This window comes from Geodermatophilus maliterrae (genome assembly GCF_041018925.1).
In the GTDB taxonomy this organism is placed as follows: domain Bacteria; phylum Actinomycetota; class Actinomycetes; order Mycobacteriales; family Geodermatophilaceae; genus Geodermatophilus; species Geodermatophilus maliterrae.
In genome coordinates, this window is record NZ_JBFNXQ010000056.1 from 16682 (window position 1) to 34465 (window position 17784).

The 17784-nt window shown below is 76.5% G+C and carries 17 protein-coding genes; 9 read left to right on the forward strand and 8 right to left on the reverse strand.

Annotated features, from left to right (window positions below; all coding sequences use genetic code 11):
• Positions 1-14: 14 nt before the first annotated feature.
• Positions 15-2801 (reverse strand): bifunctional acetate--CoA ligase family protein/GNAT family N-acetyltransferase, encoded by a 2787-nt coding sequence (locus ABQ292_RS16670; protein ID WP_369208392.1) that lies wholly within the window; start codon positions 2799-2801, stop codon positions 15-17.
• A complete protein-coding gene (locus ABQ292_RS16675) occupies positions 2794-3975 on the reverse strand; it encodes an acetoin utilization protein AcuC (RefSeq protein ID WP_369208394.1) in 1182 nt (393 codons plus the stop codon). The genes ABQ292_RS16670 and ABQ292_RS16675 overlap by 8 nt, the downstream gene beginning before the upstream one ends.
• Before the next feature lie 195 nt (positions 3976-4170).
• On the opposite strand from ABQ292_RS16675, the gene ABQ292_RS16680 reads away from it, so the two are divergent.
• Positions 4171-4878, forward strand: a complete 708-nt coding sequence (locus ABQ292_RS16680) for an iron-dependent transcriptional repressor DtxR (RefSeq protein ID WP_369208396.1) — start codon at positions 4171-4173, stop codon at positions 4876-4878.
• A gap of 105 nt (positions 4879-4983) precedes the next feature.
• Complete coding sequence (locus tag ABQ292_RS16685; RefSeq protein WP_369208398.1) at positions 4984-7092, forward strand: S9 family peptidase; 2109 nt, start codon at positions 4984-4986, stop codon at positions 7090-7092.
• 68 nt (positions 7093-7160) lie between these two features.
• On the opposite strand, the gene ABQ292_RS16690 is transcribed toward ABQ292_RS16685, so the two are convergent.
• The 3 genes from ABQ292_RS16690 to ABQ292_RS16700 all read right to left on the reverse strand — a co-directional run bounded on the left by ABQ292_RS16690 (position 7161) and on the right by ABQ292_RS16700 (position 9637).
• Entirely contained in the window at positions 7161-8273 is a 1113-nt protein-coding gene (locus ABQ292_RS16690; protein ID WP_369208400.1) for a DUF4192 domain-containing protein, read from the reverse strand.
• 238 nt (positions 8274-8511) lie between these two features.
• Entirely contained in the window at positions 8512-9288 is a 777-nt protein-coding gene (locus ABQ292_RS16695) for a hypothetical protein (RefSeq protein ID WP_369208402.1), read from the reverse strand.
• Between the two features lie 55 nt (positions 9289-9343).
• Positions 9344-9637, reverse strand: a complete 294-nt coding sequence (locus ABQ292_RS16700) for a Dabb family protein (RefSeq protein ID WP_369208404.1) — start codon at positions 9635-9637, stop codon at positions 9344-9346.
• Positions 9638-9699: 62 nt separating this feature from the next.
• On the opposite strand from ABQ292_RS16700, the gene ABQ292_RS16705 reads away from it, so the two are divergent.
• The 6 genes from ABQ292_RS16705 to ABQ292_RS16730 all read left to right on the forward strand — a co-directional run bounded on the left by ABQ292_RS16705 (position 9700) and on the right by ABQ292_RS16730 (position 15071).
• The gene (locus ABQ292_RS16705) at positions 9700-10953 is read left to right on the forward strand and encodes a glycosyltransferase family 4 protein (RefSeq protein ID WP_369208406.1); all 1254 of its coding nucleotides are present in this window, start codon (positions 9700-9702) and stop codon (positions 10951-10953) included.
• Positions 10947-11729 (forward strand): class I SAM-dependent methyltransferase, encoded by a 783-nt coding sequence (locus ABQ292_RS16710; RefSeq protein WP_369208408.1) that lies wholly within the window; start codon positions 10947-10949, stop codon positions 11727-11729. Before ABQ292_RS16705 ends, ABQ292_RS16710 begins: the two co-directional genes overlap by 7 nt.
• A 37-nt stretch (positions 11730-11766) precedes the next feature.
• Positions 11767-12804, forward strand: coding sequence for a prenyltransferase (locus ABQ292_RS16715; RefSeq protein ID WP_369208410.1), 1038 nt, complete (start codon positions 11767-11769; stop codon positions 12802-12804).
• Positions 12801-13688 (forward strand): glycosyltransferase family 2 protein, encoded by an 888-nt coding sequence (locus ABQ292_RS16720; protein WP_369208412.1) that lies wholly within the window; start codon positions 12801-12803, stop codon positions 13686-13688. The genes ABQ292_RS16715 and ABQ292_RS16720 overlap by 4 nt, the downstream gene beginning before the upstream one ends.
• Positions 13685-14623 carry a glycosyltransferase family 2 protein gene (locus tag ABQ292_RS16725; protein ID WP_369208414.1) on the forward strand — a complete coding sequence of 313 codons (939 nt, stop codon included), beginning with the start codon at positions 13685-13687 and terminating at the stop codon, positions 14621-14623. The genes ABQ292_RS16720 and ABQ292_RS16725 overlap by 4 nt, the downstream gene beginning before the upstream one ends.
• A gap of 139 nt (positions 14624-14762) precedes the next feature.
• Complete coding sequence (locus ABQ292_RS16730; protein WP_369208416.1) at positions 14763-15071, forward strand: immunity protein CdiI family protein; 309 nt, start codon at positions 14763-14765, stop codon at positions 15069-15071.
• Between the two features lie 69 nt (positions 15072-15140).
• Here the strand turns inward: ABQ292_RS16730 and ABQ292_RS16735 are convergent, their stop codons facing one another.
• From ABQ292_RS16735 to ABQ292_RS16745, 3 genes are read right to left on the reverse strand one after another with little or no spacing between them, the layout of a single operon-like run.
• Positions 15141-15467: a TraR/DksA family transcriptional regulator gene (locus tag ABQ292_RS16735; RefSeq protein WP_369208418.1), complete on the reverse strand. Its 327-nt coding sequence runs from the start codon at positions 15465-15467 to the stop codon at positions 15141-15143.
• Positions 15464-16093: a class I SAM-dependent methyltransferase gene (locus ABQ292_RS16740; RefSeq protein ID WP_369208420.1), complete on the reverse strand. Its 630-nt coding sequence runs from the start codon at positions 16091-16093 to the stop codon at positions 15464-15466. Before ABQ292_RS16740 ends, ABQ292_RS16735 begins: the two co-directional genes overlap by 4 nt.
• Positions 16090-17370, reverse strand: coding sequence for a YibE/F family protein (locus tag ABQ292_RS16745; RefSeq protein ID WP_369208422.1), 1281 nt, complete (start codon positions 17368-17370; stop codon positions 16090-16092). Before ABQ292_RS16745 ends, ABQ292_RS16740 begins: the two co-directional genes overlap by 4 nt.
• A 142-nt stretch (positions 17371-17512) precedes the next feature.
• Here ABQ292_RS16745 and ABQ292_RS16750 point away from each other — a divergent pair.
• Positions 17513-17784: TIGR04222 domain-containing membrane protein (locus ABQ292_RS16750; RefSeq protein ID WP_369208424.1), on the forward strand; the 272-nt coding region annotated here is incomplete at its 3' end.

The following is a 17784-nucleotide window of genomic DNA, read 5'->3' on the forward strand; positions in this document are numbered from 1 at the left end:
GGGCGACCGGGTGATCAGTACAGGTCGCGCATCCGCCGGGGGCCGGGGTCGATGCGGGCGGTGGGCGGGCCGATGCGGACGGTGCCGCCGGCGACGACCAGCGAGCGGCCGCCGTGCCACGGGTCGGCCGGCCCGACGATGACCGGCGACAGGCTCAGCCCGAGCACCTCGGGCAGGTCGTCGGCCAGCCGCGCCACCCGCAGCAGCAGCTCCTCCAGGGCCGCGACGTCGACCGGCTCCGAGCCGCGCCAGCCGTCGAGCAGCGGCCAGGCGCGGGGGGCCCGTACGAGCTCGGCGGCGTCGAGGTCGGTGAGCGGCAGCGTGCGGTAGGCCCGGTCGCCCAGCAGCTCGGTGGCCACCCCGCCGACGCCGAAGCTGACCAGCGCACCGAACGACGGGTCGTCGACGACCTCGACGACGGTGGCCACGCCCGGCGCGGCCATCTCCTGCACGATGACCGGGTCGCCGGCGGGGATGGCGGCGAAGGCCGCGCGCACGGCGGCGGCGTCCGGGAGGTCCAGCCGGATCCCGCCGAGGTCGGTCCGGTGCCGCAGCCACGGCGCCGTCGACTTGAGCACCACCGGGTAGCCGACGGCGTCGGCGGCGGCGACGGCCTCCTCGGCGGTGGTCGCCACCCGGGTGCCCAGCAGCGGGACGCCGTAGGCGCCCAGGAGCGCCAGCGCCTCGTCGTCGGTGAGCTGCCGGCCGGCGGGGGTCTCGGCCAGCGCCCCGTGCACCACCGTCCGGCCGCGCTCCTCGTCGACGTCGGGCAGGTCGGGCACCGTGCCCACCGGGCGCTGCCGCCAGCGCGCGTACTCCGTCACGCGGGCCAGCGCGATGACCGCCCGCTCCGGCGTCGAGTACGAGGGCACCGAGCCTCGGGCGGGCATGCCCGCCGCGTCGGGCACGGTCAACTCCGGCGGGAAGCCCTCGGCGGAGAGGAAGGTGGCGAGGACCGGCTTGGCCGAGCCCGCCGACACCTCGCGCAGCGCACGGCCGTACTCCTCCGGCGGCGTACGCACCAGCGGTGGGAGGAACACCGCGACCACGGAGTCGACCCCGTCGTCGTCGACCGCCTCCTGCAGCGCCGCGCGGAACCCCTCGGGGCTGCCGCCGCTGCCGATGTCGACCGGCGCCTCGTGCGCCAGCGCCAGCCCCTGGTCGAGGACGGAGTCGGCGACGAGCACGCCGAGGGCGGTGGAGTTGCCGACGACGGCGACCCGGTTCCCGGCCGGCAGCGGCTGGTGGGCCAGCAGCATCCCGACCTCGAACAGCTGCGCGACGGTGTCGACGCGGATGACACCGGCCGAGGTGAACAGCGCCGCCACCGACTGCTCCGGCACCGTGACGGAGGTGCCGGCCAGGCCGGGCGTCAGGCCGCCGTGCCGGCCGCTCTTGACCGCCACCACGGGTTTGGTGCGCGCCACCGTGCGCGCCAGCCGGGCGAACTTGCGCGGGTTGCCGAAGCTCTCCAGGTGGAGGAGCACGACCTCGGTGCCGGGGTCGGTGGCCCAGTACTGCAGCAGGTCGTTGCCGCTCACGTCGGCGCGGTTGCCCGCCGAGACGAAGCTGGACAGCCCGATGTTGCGGGTGCGCGCCCGCTCGAGCAGCGCCACGCCCAGGGCACCGGACTGCGCGAAGAAGCCGACCCGGCCGCGCCCGGGCACGTGCGGCGCCAGGCTGGCGTCGAGCCGGATCGCCGGGTCGGTGTTGACGATCCCCAGGCAGTTGGGCCCGACCACCCGCATGCCCGACGCCCGGGCCGCGGCGACCAGCTGACGCTCGGCCTCCCGCCCGGCCGGGCCGCTCTCGCCGAAGCCGCCGGAGATGACCACCAGGCCGCGGACGCGCTTGCGCCGGCAGGCCTCCACGACACCGGCGACCTCGTCGGCCGGCACGGCGAGCACCGCCAGGTCGACGTCGTCGGGGATGGCGTCGATCGTGGCGTAGGCGGGCACCCCGCGGACGTGCCGGGCGCCGGGGTTGACCGGGTACACCGGCCCGTTGAAGCCGTGGTCGAGCAGGTTGCGCAGGACGGCGTAACCGAGCTTGCCCTCGTCGTTGCTGGCGCCGACCACCGCGACCGAGGACGGGGTGAGCAGCCGGGCGATCGAGCGGGACTCGCTGCGCTGCTCGCGCTCGTAGGTCACGGCCAGCGAGCTCTCGGTGGGCGCGATCGGGAAGGTCAGGTGGACCACGCCCTCCTCGTAGGAGCGGCTGGCCTGGTAGCCGGCGTCGAGGAACACCCGCACCATCCGGGCGTTCTGGGCGAGCACCTCGGCGACGAAGCGGGTGATGCCGCGCTCGCGGGCGGCGGCGGACAGGTGCTCGAGCAGCACCGAGCCCAGTCCGCGGCCCTGGTGGGCGTCCTCGACGAGGAAGGCGATCTCGGCGTCGGTGGTGCCGGGGAGGCGGTCGTAGCGGCCGACGGCGATCAGCTGCTCGCCGAGCAGCACCACGAAGGCCACCCGGTCGGTGTGGTCGACGTGGGTGAACCGGTGCAGGTCGCGGTCGGAGAGCCGCTTCATCGGCCCGAAGAACCGCAGGTAGCGGGTCTGGTCCGAGCTGCGCTCCATCAGGCCGGTCAGCCCGTCGGCGTCCTCGGGGCAGATCGGGCGCAGGTGCACCGTGCCGCCGTCGGCGGCGATGATGTCGGCCTCCCAGTGCGCCGGCGGCCGCGGTGGGGGCGCGTCGTCGCGGTCCGGCGTCGCGGGCGGCCCCCCTGCGGCGCCCGCGGCCCCGTCCAGGGGCTCGCCGCGAGCCTGCGAGTGGTGAGGGGGACGGGGTCCTCTCTCAGTCACGGGGGTCGTCCGGGTCGAGGCCGAAGTAGGGGAACGACGCGCGGCGGGTGCGCATGACCGCGCGGTCGACGCGGGTCTCGGTGAAGGGGTCCCACGCGGAGAAGCCGGTGTAACCGCCCTCGGTCATGTGCGTCGGCGGGCGGGCGCGCAGGCCGCGGGCGACGACGTCGTCACGCCAGGACTGCGGGATCTCGGTGACCGGGTCCAGCCGCTCGCCGGACGCCTCGGCCAGCAGGTGCGTCCACGCCCGGGGCACGCAGCGCACCAGCCCGTAGCCGCCGCCGCCGAGGGCGATCCACCGGCCGTCGCAGAGCTCGTGCGCGAGCTCGTGCACCGCCTTGTAGCTGGTCCGCTGGCCGTCGATGGTGAGGCCGAGGTCGGCCAGCGGGTCCTCGTGGTGGGCGTCGCAGCCGCACTGGGTGACCAGGATCTGCGGGGAGAAGGCGCGCAGCACGCTCGGGACGACGGCGTGGAAGGCGCGCAGCCACCCGGAGTCGTCGGTGCCGTTGGGCAGCGCGAGGTTGACCGCGCTGCCGAGCGCCTTGTCGGGGTCACCGGTCTCCTCGGGGAAGCCGGTGCCCGGGAAGAGCGTCAGCGGCGTCTGGTGGACGCTCACCGTGAGCACCCGCGGGTCGTCGTAGAAGGCGGTCTGCACGCCGTCGCCGTGGTGGACGTCGAGGTCGACGTAGGCGATCCGCTCCCAGCCCTGCCGGAGCAGCCAGGCGATGGCGATCGAGGCGTCGTTGAAGACGCAGAACCCCGACGCGCGGTCGCGCATGGCGTGGTGCAGGCCGCCGGAGATGTTGACCGCGTGCTGCGCCCGGCCGCTGTGCACCAGTTCGGCGGCCAGCACGCTGCCGCCGGTGATGAGCGCCGCGGCCTCGTACATGCCCTCGAAGACGGGGTTGTCGGCCGTGTGCAGGCCGTGCCCTACGCCGGGGTCGGCGGGCGCCCGGCGGACCGCCTCCAGGTACTCGGGATCGTGGCACAGGGTGAGGAGGTCGGTGCCGGCGGGCGTCGGCTTCACCACCTCCACCCGGCTCGGCGCCAGCACGCCGAGACCCTCGGCCAGCCGCATGGTCAGGTCCAGCCGCACGGGGTGCAGCGGGTGGTCACCGCCCATCGTGTAACCGAGCAGGGCGTCGTCCCAGACGACCGTCACCGCGTCGCTCACGGGCCCCTCCTGTCGCCGCCGGGACGTCGTCGTCCCTGGCCGGGACGCTACCGCCGGGGCACCGTCACCGCCCTCCCCCGCGCGCCACGGACCGACGCCGCGGACGTGGACCGCGGACCGCGGGCGGTCCGCCGCGGACGGCCGGGCCGGGTGGCCCCCGGGCCGTAGGATCGGGGGCGACACGGAGGAGTGCCAGTGAACGACCTCATCGACACCACCGAGATGTACCTCCGCACGATCTTCGAGCTGGAGGAGGAGGGGATCGTGCCCCTGCGGGCACGCATCGCCGAGCGGCTGCACCAGAGCGGCCCGACGGTCAGCCAGACCGTGGCCCGCATGGAGCGCGACGGGCTTCTGACCGTCGAGGGCGACCGCCACCTGCAGCTGTCGGAGCAGGGCCGCCAGCTGGCCACCGCGGTCATGCGCAAGCACCGGCTGGCCGAGTGCCTGCTCGTCGACGTCATCGGCCTGGACTACGCCGACGTGCACGAGGAGGCCTGCCGCTGGGAGCACGTCATGAGCGAGGCGGTGGAGCGCAAGCTGCTGACCCTGCTCGGCAACCCCAGCGTCTCCCCCTTCGGCAACCCGATCCCGGGCCTCGACGCGCTGGGCGGTGAGACCTCCGCGGTGCTCGACTCGCTGACCCTCCTCTCCACCTCCGCGACCGCCGAGGGCCGCCGGGTCACCATCCGGCGGATCAGCGAGCAGCTCCAGGAGGACGCCGTCCTGCTGCGCTCCCTGGCCGACCGCGGGGTGCGGCCGGGCGCGACGGTGGTGGCCACCTCGAGCAACGGCACGATCAGCCTCGACGGCCAGCCACTGCCGGCCGGGGTGGCACAGCACGTCTTCGTCGCCGCCCTCGACGAGGACCTCACGCCCGCGGAGGCCGCGGCCCAGCTGTAGTCCCGGTCCCGGCGGCGCCCGGTGTCCCGCTCGCGCGGGACGCCGGGGCGCTGCTTCGTATGGTGGTCGGCACCCCCGAGTGCCGTCACCCCGCGAGGAGCCCCGGTGAGCCAGCCCGACGTCGACACCGCCACCGAGACCACCGCTCCCGACACCGACCCGGCGGCCGACCCGGGTCCCGGGCACCCCTTCGCACGGCTGGCCGACTTCGTCGCCGTCCCGCGGGTGGCCGGGCTGGCGCTGTCGCCCGACGGCCGGCGGCTGGCCGTCGGGGTGCAGACGCTGGACCCCGAGCGCAAGAAGTGGGTCTCGGCGCTGTGGGAGGTCGACCCCGACGGGCAGCGCCCGGCCCGGCGGCTGACCCGCAGCGCCCCCGGCGAGGCCGCCCCGGCCTTCACACCCGACGGCACGCTGCTGTTCGTCTCCGCCCGGCCCGACCCCGCGGTGACCGACGGCACCGAACCCAAGCCGGCGCTGTGGGCGCTGCCGCCCGGCGGTGGCGAGGCCCGCCCGGTGGTCACCCGGCCCGGCGGCGTCGGCGGCTTCGCGGTGGCCGCCGACAGCGGCGAGGTCGTGGTCGTGTCCTCGGCCATGCCCGGCGCGGCCGACGCCGCCGAGGACGAGCAGCGCCGCAAGGCCCGCACGGACGCCGGGGTGTCGGCGATCCTGCACGAGGCCTACCCCGTGCGGTACTGGGACGCCGACCTCGGCCCCGCCGCCCCGCACCTGTTCTGGGCCGGCGCCCTGCCCGCGGAGGGGCCGGCCGGCGAGCCGCCCCAGCCCGTCGAGCTGCGCGACCTGACGCCGGACGCCGGCCCGCCCACCGGCGCCGGCGAGTCGGTGACCCTCTCCCCCGACGGCCGGCTGGCGCTGCGCGTCGACCAGGTGCCCGACGGGCCGGCCGGCCGCCGCGACCGGCTGGTGCTCATCGAGACCGCCACCGGCGAGAGCCGGGTGCTCGTCGACGACCCGCTGGCCGACGTGCACTCCGGCCGCTTCTCCGCCGACGGCACGGCGGTGGTCTGCGTCCGCGAGACGATGACGACCTACGCCGAGCCGCCGGACTACACCCTGCTGCGGGTCGACGTCGCCTCCGCCGAGACCCGCGAGCTCACCCCCGGCTTCGACCGCTGGCCCAGCGCGCCGCAGTTCAGCGCCGAGGGCGACGCCGTCTACTTCCTCGCCGACGACGACGGCCGGCACGCGCTCTTCCGCGTCGAGCTGGCCGGAGGCGACCCGGTCCGGCTGACCGCCGACGGCGCCTACAGCGACCTGCAGGTGGCCCGCGACGGCAGCGCCCTCTACGCGCTGCGCTCGGCCTACGACGAGCCGCCGGCCCCGGTGCGGCTGGATCCCCGGGCTACCGGCCAGCACCCCCAGCCGCTGCCGAACCCGGGCACGATCGGGCGGCTGCCCGGCACGCTGACCGAGGTGCGGGCCACCGCCGCCGACGGCGCCCGCGTGCAGTCGTGGCTGGTGCTGCCCGAGGGTGCGAGCGCCGAGGACCCCGCGCCGCTGGTGCTGTGGATCCACGGCGGGCCGCTGATGAGCTGGAACTCCTGGTCGTGGCGCTGGTGCCCGTGGGTGCTCGCCGCCCGCGGCTACGCCGTCCTGCTGCCCAACCCGGCACTGTCGCAGGGGTTCGGGCAGGACTTCGTGCGGCGCGGCTGGGGCGAGTGGGGCGGCGCCCCCTACACCGACCTCATGGCCGCCGTGGACACCGCGGAACAGCTGCCGGAGGTCGACGAGACCCGCACCGCGGCGATGGGTGGGTCCTTCGGCGGCTACATGGCCAACTGGGTGGCCACCCGGACCGACCGGTTCCGCGCGATCGTGACCCACGCCAGCCTGTGGGACCTCGACTCCTTCGTGGGCACCACGGACGCGGCCTACTACTGGGAGAAGGAGTGGGGCGACCCGCTCACCGAGCCCAAGCGCTACGAGCAGAACTCGCCGCACCGTTTCGCCGACGCGATCCGCACGCCGGTGCTGGTCATCCACGGCGACCGCGACTACCGCGTGCCGATCGGCGAGGGCCTGCGGCTCTGGTACGACCTGCAGAAGCGCGGCGTCCCCTCCCGGTTCCTCTACTTCCCCGACGAGAACCACTGGGTGCTCACCCCCGGCAACTCCACGGTCTGGTACGAGACGGTGCTCGCGTTCCTCGCCGAGCACGTCCTCGGGCAGGAGTGGCAGCGGCCCGAGCTGGTCTGAACGAGGACCCTCGTGCCCCCACCTCCGGCGCGCTCGGGGTGGGGCCGTGCAGGGGCCGACGGAGCCGCTCATCCGGTGGCCAGCGTGCTCGTGATCAGCGCGCGCAGCTCCGCCGGGGGCAGACACGCCTGCAGGCCGTCGGCGAGCAGCCGGGGCAGCTCGGCGCCCGGGTCGGCGGCCAGGGCCCGGTCGAGGGCGACGTTGGCCATGGCGCCGTCGCCGCGCAGCCACGCGCTGACCGCCAGCAGGGTCGCCGGCGGGCCGTCGAGCGGGACCGGTGCCCGGCGGGTGCACTCGGTCCACAGCACCTCGGCGGCCGCGGCATCGTCGTCCAGGGCCAGCCCCAGCGCCCGGTCCCGGACCTCCGGCAGGGTGAGCGCCCAGAGCACCCGCGCCACCTGCGCGTCGGGGAGCCGGGTGCCCGCCGTGGCCGGCCCGGGGCGGCAGGCGCTCACGGCACCGGCGATCGCGGCGTCGCACTCCTCCGCCACGGCCGGCCGCCCGGCCGCGCGCAGCCGGCCGGCGTGCTCCCGCCCGGCCCGCAGGCACGCCTCGGCCATCGCCGTGACCCCGGTGACCTCGGTCGGCGGGGCGATGCGGGCGGCGAGCGCCTCCCGGTCGCGGGCGAGGACCGTGCCGCCGGCCACGGCCGCGGCGGCCAGCGGGCTGGCACCCCCGGGCAGCGGGGTGCCGCCGCCGGGCTCGCAGCACGGGTACGGGCAGTCGTAGTCCCACCAGCGGCCGGCGCGCACGAGCAGCGCCTCGCGGACCGGGACGTCGATCGCGTCGAGCGCCAGCACCACCTCGTGCACCAGGTCGCGGTGCGGTAGCTCGGCTCCGGCACCGGACCCCTCGACGTGCGCCGGGACCACGGGGACCGCGACGTCGTCGGGCGCCTCCGAGACCACGGCGAGCAGCACCGCGGCCGGGTCGTCGGTGTCCATCCGGGCGGCGAGCGCGCGGGCCAGCGCGGCGGCGTCCGCGGGGTCGGGCAGGTCGGCGCGCGCGGTGAGGCCGATCCGGCTGCCGCCCGGGCCGCGCAGGCTGACCAGCACGAGGGACTCGGCGGGGTGGAAGCCGAGCAGGTGGGGCAGGGCCGCGGCGACCTCACCACTGTCGCCGAGGCGGATGACGGGCGGCACGGCCGAGGGCGGCCGGGTCGGGGGCTGGGGTTCGTCCACGCCGCCGACCCTGGGGTCCGGCAGGTCCCACCGGAACGCGTCAGGCCCGTCTGTGGACCGGCCGGCGGCTGTGGACGCACGGCCCCGTCCCGGGTCCCGCCCCGAGCGTGCGAGGGGTGGGGAGGACGGCGGCCCTCCTGCAGGGTCCCGCCGCGAGCCTGCGAGCGGTGGGGGGCATGCGGCCCCGTCCCGGGTCCCGCCCCGAGCGTGCGAGGGGTGGGGAGGACGGGGTCCTTCTTCAGTCCAGAGCGGCGGCCTGCGCGTCGAACGCCTGCTGCAGCAGGTCGGCGAAGGCGGCTGGGTCGGGGGTCCCGCCCTGGGTGTCGGTGCTCAGCAGCACCAGGGCGCGCTCACCGTCCTGCACGACGCCGACCAGCGCCGGGACGCTCAGCGGCTGCCCGTCGGGACCGGTGACGGTCGTGGTGACGGAGGCGCCCGCCGACCCGTCGCCGAGGTCGGGCACGTCGAGCTCCGCGTAGTCGACGATGGCCGTGCCGATCTCCGGCGAGGTCACCTGCACGGAGGTGCACCCGTCCCGCGGCGGCTCGAAGGTCGACAGCGCGTCGGCCGCCGGACCCCCGCCGACCAGCGCCTGCACGGTCGTCGTCGTCCCGAGGACGGCGACCTGGGCGGCGACGTCCTCGTACTCGTCGAACGAGGGCTGGGTCCCCTGCACCACGTCGGCGCACTCGGGCGGGGAGACCTCCAGGCCCTCGACGGAGCCGCCGGCCAGCGCGGCGCCCTGCGCGAGCTGCTGCTCGGTCAGCGGGGTGACCTGTGCCCCGGCACCGAAGGCCTCGGCCGGCAGCAGACCGGGAGCCAGGTCGGTGCCCCCGGAGGCCGACGCCCCCGCGGGCGATGCGGACGACTCCGCCGCCGCCGAGGAGGCCGCCGCCGAGGAGGTCGACGCGGGCGAGGCCGTCCCCCCGACGTCGTCCCCGCCGCAGGCGGCGAGCAGGGGCGCGGCGAGCAGGCCCGCGGCAGCGGCGAGGACGGGACGACGGCGGCAGGTCATGCGCCGGACGCTAGTGACGGGGCAGCGGGAACCGCAGGTCAGCCACCCGGACGGGTCACAGCTCGTACTGGACGGCGCTGCGGGCGGCCAGGTATGGGCGCACGTGCTCGGCGATGACCGCCAGGTGCGCGGGGTCGCTCGCGTAGCCGCGGAAGGTCTCGGCGTCGGGGAAGTCGGCGACCAGGATCGTGTGCGCGTTGCCCTCGACCAGGCCGGCGTCGGGCGCGACGGTGAAGGCCACCGAGCCGGGTACCCGCTCGGGCAGCCGGCGCAGCGCGGCCACCGTCTCGGCCCGGCGGGCGTCGTCGGCGGACTCGGACCAGGTGAAGTGGACGACGTGTCGGATCACGGCGGCCAGCCTGTCAGGCACGGGCGGAGGGCGGACGGTACGGGGTCGTTAGAGTCCGGCGCATGGGACGACGGCTGCGGATCGCACTGCTGTCGTACCGGAGCAAGCCGCACAGCGGCGGCCAGGGCGTCTACGTGCGGGCCCTCTCCCGGGAGCTGACCGCCCTCGGCCACGCCGTCGAGGTCCTCAGCGGCCAGCCCTACCCCGAGCTCGACGACGGCGTCCCGCTCACCCGCGTCCCCAGCCTCGACCTCTACCGCGAGCCCGACCCCTTCCGCATGCCGCGGCCCTCGGAGTTCCGGGACTGGATCGACGTCGCCGAGTGGGCGGCCATGTGCACCGCCGGCTTCCCCGAGCCGCTGACCTTCACCCTCCGCGCGGCGCGGGCGTTGCTCCCCCGCGCCGGTGAGTTCGACGTCGTCCACGACAACCAGAGCCTCGGGTACGGCCTGCTGCGGCTGGTCCGCGCCGGCGTCCCCACCGTCGCCACCGTGCACCACCCGGTCGCCATCGACCGGCAGCTGGACCTCGCCGCGGCCCCCTCGCTGCGCCGCCGGCTCACGCTCACCCGCTGGTACGGCTTCACCGCCATGCAGGCGCGGGTCGCCCCGCGCCTGGACGCCGTCACCACCGTCTCGGAGAGTTCCCGGCGCGACATCGAGACCCACCTGGACGTGCCGGCGGCCGGCATCGAGGTCATCCCGGTCGGCATCGACCCCGGGGTCTTCACCCCGCCGCCGCCCGGCCGGCCGCGGGACACCGACTCGATCGTGGTCACCACCAGCGCCGACGTCCCGCTCAAGGGCCTGGTGCACCTGCTCGAGGCGGTGGCCAAGCTGCGCACCGAGCGGCCGGTGCGGCTCACCGTCGTCGGCACCGCGCGCCCGGGCGGCCCGGCGGAGTCGGCGCTGGACCGGCTCGGGCTGCGCGACGCCGTCCGCTTCACCGGCCCGCTGCCGGAGGCCGACCTGGTCGAGCTGCTGCAGACGGCGACCGTGGCCGCCATCCCCTCGCTGTACGAGGGCTTCTCGCTGCCGGCGGTCGAGGCGATGGCCTGCGGCACGCCGCTGGTCACCACCGACGCCGGCGCGCTGCCGGAGGTGGTGGGCACCCACGCCGGCCTGCGGGTTCGCGCGGGCGACGTCGACGAGCTGACCGCGGCGCTGCGGCTGGTGCTCGAGAACCCCTCGCTGCAGGAGCAGCTGGGCCGCGCCGGACGCCGCCGGGTGCTGGCCTCCTACACCTGGCGGGCGACCGCCGAGCGGACGGCGGACTGGTACGCCGAGGTCCTCGAGCGGAGGGGCACCCCGTGCTGACCGTCGACTACGACCTGCTCGACCTCCGGCCGGGCGCGACCGTGCTCGACCTGGGCTGCGGTGAGGGCCGGCACGCCTTCGAGGCCTACCGGCGCGGCGCGCGGGTGGTGGCGGTCGACTGGGGCGCGCCCGAGGTCGAGACGACGAAGCGCTGGCTCGGGGCCATCGCCGAGGCCGGGGAGGCCCCCGCCGGCGCGCACTACGAGGTGGTGCGCGGCGACCTGCTGCACCTGCCCGTCCCCGACGCCAGCGTCGACCGGGTGATCGCCTCGGAGGTGCTCGAGCACATCCCGGACGACGTGCGGGCGATGGCCGAGATCGCCCGCGTCCTCAAGCCGGGCGGGCGGGTCGCGGTCACCGTGCCGCGGTTCGGCCCCGAGCGGCTCTGCTGGGCGCTGTCGGACGCCTACCACGCCAACGAGGGCGGCCACGTCCGCATCTACCGCGGCGGCGCGCTGCGCGCCCGGCTCGCCGTCGCCGGCCTGGTCCCGGGCCCGCAGCACCACGCGCATGCCCTGCACGCGCCCTTCTGGTGGCTCAGGTGCGCGGTCGGCGTCGAGCGGGACACCGCCGTCGTCCGGGCCTACCACCGGCTGCTCGTCTGGGACCTGACCCGCCGGCCCTGGCTGACGCGGACCGCCGAGCGGCTGCTCGACCCGCTCATCGGCAAGAGCCTGGTGGTCTACGCGAGCAGGCCGGCCGGCGAGCCGGCGGCAGGCGCCCTCCACCGGACGGTCGCCGCGGCGCCGGAGCGGGAGCGGACCCCTGCGGGCTGAGCTGCCGGAGCTCCCCGGCGTCCTTGACGGCGCCGCGGTGCGCCGCACCGTGGCCGCGATCGCCGCGGAGCAGGGCCGCGACGGCGCCCTGCCGTGGTTCCGCGGCGGGCAGCTGGACCCGTGGGACTCGATCGAGGCCGCGATGGCCCTCGACGTCGGCGGCGAGCACGAGCGCGCGGCGGCCGCCTACCGCTGGCTGGCCGCGCGGCAGCGGACCGACGGCTCGTGGGCGGCCGAGTACCGCGACGGCGCCGAGACCCAGCCCGCGGTGGAGAGCAACCACGCCGGCTACCTCGCCGTCGGCACCTGGCACTCCTGGCTGGCCAGCGGCGACGAGCGGCTGGTCACCGAGCTGTGGCCGGCCGTGCGCCGTGGGCTGGACCTGGTGGTGTGCATGCAGCTGGCCGGCGGGGCGGTCAGCTGGGCGCTGCGACCCGACGGCACCCCCGACGACACCGCGTTGCTGACCGGCAACGCCAGCCTGTTCCAGGCGCTGCGCTGCGGCGTCGCGCTGGCCGGCCTGACCGGCGAGCCGCAGCCGGACTGGGAGCTGGCCGTCACCGACCTGGGGACGGCGCTGCGCACCGATCCCAGCGCCTTCGCCGACCGCTCCCGGTACTCGATGGACTGGTACTACCCGGTGCTGGCCGGCGCGGTCACCGGGGAGCCGGCCGGCGCGCGGCTGGCCGCCGGCTGGGACCGCTTCGTCGTCCCGGGGCTGGGCGCCCGCTGCGTCGCCGACCACCCGTGGGTGACCGGCGCGGAGACCTGCGAGCTGGCGCTGGCCCTCGTCGTCGCCGGGCAGCACGACGCGGCGCTGGAGCAGGTGGCGGCGATGCAGCACCTGCGTCACGACGACGGCTCGTACTGGACCGGCCTGGTCTACGCCGACGACGCCCGCTGGCCGGTCGAGCGGCCCACGTGGACGGCGGCCGCGGTGGTGCTGGCCGCCGACGCGCTGGCGCAGGCGACGCCTGCCGCGGAGGTGTTCGCCGACCCGTCCGCGCTGCCGGCGCCGGGCACCGTCGACGCGCCGGGTTCGGCGACCCCCGTCCCGGGCAGGGTCCAGCCGTGACCGCCACGTCCGCCGCACCGACCACCTCCCGATCCCGCGTCCCCGAGGGCGTGACCGTCGTCGTCATGAGCCGTGACCGGCGCGAGGACCTGCTGGCGACGCTCCCCCGGCACGAGGCGCCCGTGGTGCTGGTCGACAACGGGTCCACCGACGGCACGGCCGACGCCGTCCGTGCGGCGCTGCCCGAGGTCACCGTGCTCCCGCTGGCGGAGAACGTCGGCGCCCGGGCCCGCACCATCGGCGCCGGGCACGCCGGCACCGAGTTCGTCGCCTTCGCCGACGACGACTCGTGGTGGGCGCCCGGCGACCTCGCCCGTGCGGCTGCGATCATGCGCGCGCACCCGCGGCTGGCGGTGCTCAACGCCCGCGTCCTGGTCGGCCCGGAGGAGCGGCTGGACCCGCTGTGCCCCGAGCTGGCGGCCAGTCCGCTGGGCACCCCGGCGCACCTGCCGGGGCCGCGGCTGCTCGGCTTCATCGGGTGCGCGGCGATGGTGCGCACGGAGGCGTTCCTCGCCGTCGACGGGTTCGACCCGGTGGTGCGCTTCCCCGGCGAGGAGGAGCGGCTCTCCCTCGACCTGGCCGCGGCCGGGTGGGACATCGCCTACGTCGACTCGGTGACCGTGCACCACCACCCCTCGACCCGCCGGCACGACCCCGCCGCCCGGCGCACGGCGATCTGGCGCTCGAAGGTGCTCACCGCGGTCATGCGGCTGCCCGTGCGCGACGTCGTCCGCACCGTCGTCGCGGCGCTGCGGACCGGTGCGCCCGAGCGGCGCGGTCTGCGGCGGGCGCTGCCCGACCTGCCCGCCGCGCTGCGCCGCCGCCGGCGGCTGCCCGCGGAGGTGCTGGCCGACCTGCGGCTGCTCGACGGGGACGCCAAGTGACGGCCACCGCCGACCGGCCCGTCGCCACCGAGGCGGACGACGGCGACCCGCGGGTCGCCGTCGTGGTCATCACCCACCAGCGCCGCGAGGAGGTGCTGGGCGCGCTGTCCCGGCTGGCGGCCCTGCCCGAGCGGCCGCACGTCGTGGTGGTCGACAACGGCTCCACCGACGGGACGGCTCGGGCCATCGAGGAGCGGTTCCCCGGGGTCGAGCTGGTCGCCAGCCCGGAGAACCTCGGCGCGATCGGGCGCAACGTCGGCGTCGCCCGGGTCTCGACGCCCTACGTCGCCTTCTGCGACGACGACACCTGGTGGGACCCCGGCTCGCTGCGCCTGGCCGCCGACGTGCTCGACGCGCACCCGCGGCTGGCCGTGGTGACCGCGCGGATCGTCGTCGAGCCGAGCGGCCGCGAGGACCCGATCGTGCCGGAGCTGCGCGACTCCCCCGTCCGCGGCGCGGACTGGCTGCCCGGGCCGGCACTGGGCTCGTTCCTCGCCGGGGCGAGCGTGCTGCGGCGGGAGGCGTTCACCGAGGTCGGCGGTTTCTGCGAGCGGCTGTGGCTGGGCGGTGAGGAGGAGCTCATGGCCGGCGACCTCGCCGCCGCCGGCTGGGAGCTGTGCTACCTGCCCGAGCTCACCGTGCACCACCAGGCGTCGAGGGCCCGCGACTCGCACCGCCGCCGCCGCGACGGCATCCGCAACACCCTCTGGACGACGTGGCTGCGGCGTCCGCTGGGCCCGGCGCTGCGCCGGACCCTGCACCTGCTGCAGACCCTGCCGCGTGACCGCGTCACCGCGCAGGGGCTGTGGGCGGCCGTCCGCGGGGTCCCCTGGGTGGTGCGCGAGCGGCGGGTGCTGCCGCCGCAGGCCGAGGCGCGGTTCGCCGCGCTCGACGCCGTCCAGCGCCGCTCGACCGCCCGCCGCTACGTCAGCTGAGGCGCGCGGCGGCCCGGTGTCGCGATGCGGCTCACCGTCGTCATCCGAGGCCGATGGCGACGACGAGACGCATCTCGATGAGTGAGGGCCCGAGGTCCGTCGGGACGACTGTGGGTCACGGCGGCCTACGGTGCGCCGGGTGACGGGGACCGAGCAGGTCAAGCTGATGCCGGACTACGGGGCGGCCTGGCCGCTGTGGGGCGGCGGGGGGATGTGCGACGCCGAGGAGCTCGGTCTCTCACCGGCGCTGGCTGCTCGTCTCCGCGCCTGGCAGGACCTCTTCGACGAGCACTTCTCGTATGATGGCGGCTGGGACGGCCCGAGCGCGCAGGAACGGTTCGCCACGCTGGCCCGGCAGCTCGTCCGCGACCTGGAGGCGGAGCTGCCCGGGACGACCGTCGTCCTCGACGACTGGACCGGATCGGTGTCCCGACCGAGACGCAGGTGAAACGGTGTGCGCTGACGCCGCGTTCCCGGCGCAGGAACGCGGCGTCAGCGCACACGCTGGAGCCCCGCGTCAGGTCGCGCAGGTGATGCAGGTGCGCGCGGCGGGCCGGGCGGCGAGGCGCTCGGGGGCGATGGCGCCACCGCAGGACTCGCAGATCCCGTAGACGCCCGCCTCGACGGCCCGCACCGCCGCCTCGGCGTCGGCCAGACGGCGGCGCGAGGCGGCCAGCAGCGCCGCCACCTGCTGGCGCTCGAAGGCGATCGTCGCACCCTCCGGGTCGTGCTCGTCGTCGGCGTTGGAGGCGCGGGAGGCCGCCACGACCTCGTCGAACTCCCGGGTGAGCGCCTCGATCTGGGCGAGCGCGGCGGCCCGCTCCTCCCCCAGCGCATCGGTCACCGGAGGCGCCTCAGTAGGCGCAGCGACCCGGTGCCCGGCAGCTCCTCGAAGTCCCCGGAGGCCAGCACCCGCGTGTAGACGCCGAACGGTGCCTGGCCGCCGTCGGCCGGGTCGGGGAAGACGTCGTGGACGGCCAGCGTCCCGCCGACGGCGAGCTTGGCCACCCACGCGTCCTGGTCGCGGCGCGCGGACTCCTCGGTGTGACTGCCGTCGAGGAACAGCAGCGCCAGCGGGGTCGACCACAGTGGCGCGAGCACCTCCGACCGCGTCACGACGGCGACGACGACGTCCTCGGCACCGGCCTCGGCGATGGTGCGGCGGAACCGCGGCAGCGTGTCGATCCGGCCGACGGCGGGGTCGACCAGCGACGGGTCGTGGTACTCCCACCCGGGCTGGTGCTCCTCCGAGCCGCGGTGGTGGTCGACGGTGACCACCTGCCGGCCGGCCTCCCGCGCCGCGGCGGCCAGGTACAGCGCCGACTTGCCCATCCAGGACCCGACCTCCAGCAGTGGGCCGGGCACCGCCGCGGCGCGCGCGGCCTCGTACAGCGCGCGCCCCTCCTCGGGCGGCATGAACCCGGGCGCGGCCTCGGCGGCGGCGAGCAGGTCGGTCGTCGCAGGGGTCACCGGGCGAACCTCGCACGCAGCGCCGAGATCCGCTGCTCGGGGGCCGTGCCGGTCGCCGTCCCCGCGGCCGTGGCGAAGAAGGCACCGACCGCCGTCGTCACCGGCGTCGCCAGGACCAGGGCGATCCCGCCGACCAGCGTGCGGATGACCTCCTCGGCCACCACCGCGCTGGTCAGGGTCGCGCCGGCCGGCCGCGCGTAGACCTCGAAGAGCAGGAGCAGCGGCAGCGCGGCCCCGGCGTAGGCGAAGACGATCGTGTAGACGGTCGAGGCGATGTGGTCGCGGCCCACCGCCATGCCGCGCCGGTAGAGGTCGCGCCAGCCCATCGCCGGGTCCACCTCGTGCAGCTGCCAGATCGCCGAGGCCTGGGTGATGGTGACGTCGTTGAGCACGCCGAGTCCCGCCACCACGCACCCGGCGATCACCAGACCGGAGAAGTCCAGCGTGGGGTCGAAGGTGAGCAGCTGGGTGGTCTCCTCGCTGGTCAGCCCGGTCAGCCGCGCGACGCCGACGCTCACCGCGCCGAGCACGGTCACCAGAGCCAGGCCGAACAGCGTGCCCACCAGCGCCGTCGTCGTCCGGGCCGAGAAGCCGTGCGCCAGGTACAGGACGACGAACATGATCGCCGCCGAGCCCACCAGGCTGACCAGCGTCGGCGAGGAGCCGGCCAGCAGCCCGGGCAGCACGAACTGCAGCAGCACGAAGAAGGCGAACGCCAGCCCGAGCAGTGCGGCCAGCCCGCGCAGCCGGGCGACGACCCCGACGACGACGGCGAAGGCCACGGCGAGCACGACCATCGGCGTCGTCCGCGAGAAGTCGGAGAACGCGTAGCTCACACCGCCGTCGGCCCCCGGGTCGCGGGTGAGCACGATGGTGTCGCCCTCGGCCACCCCGTTGGCGACGACCTCGGCCTGCAGGTCGACCTGCTGGTAGTCGCCGGCCCCCTCCCCCTCGAGCACCTCGACGACGGCGGTGGCGCAGGTGGCCTCGCCGCACGGCAGCTCCTGCAGCGAGACGACGCGCGCGTCGGGGTAGGTGGTGCCCGGCGGGAGGTAGGTCTCGGCCACCTGCTGCGCCTGGGTGGGCTCGTCGGCGGGCCAGAGCGCGACCAGGCCGATCACGGTGGCCAGCCCGACCGGCACCAGCAGCAGGAGCATGAGCCAGACGGCGCGGCGGCGGCGGGCCAGGACCTCCGGGCCCGGCGGTGGGGCGTCGGGGTCGGGTCCGTGGCTGTGCGAGTGGCCGTGCGAGGTGGCGTGCGAGGGCGTGGCGGGCACCCGGTCAGGCTAGGAGCCCGGCAGGCCGCGACACGCGGGGACACGGCCGTCAGCCCGCTACGGCGCCGAGGGGACTTCCGCGCCGCGCTCGGGAGGTGGACCGTGGGCGCCACCCGGGTCCCACGCACGGAGGGCAGCGGCGATGACGGCATCCCGGACACCGGCGGACCTCGACGTCTACGAGGTCGCCTTCCTCGCCGGCGGTGCGACGCGGAGCGTGGAGACGGCGGTGGTGGCCCTGGTGGAGTCCGGGCGGGTCCGCGTCCGGTCGCCGGGCGAGCTCACCGTCGTGTCGCCGGCCCGCCAGCACCCCGTCGAGGCGGCGGTGCTGGACGCGCTCGGGCCGAGGGGGCACCGGTCGGTCGAGACGGCGTGCTGGCGCGCGGCCGACGACCCCCGGCTCCTCGAGCTCGG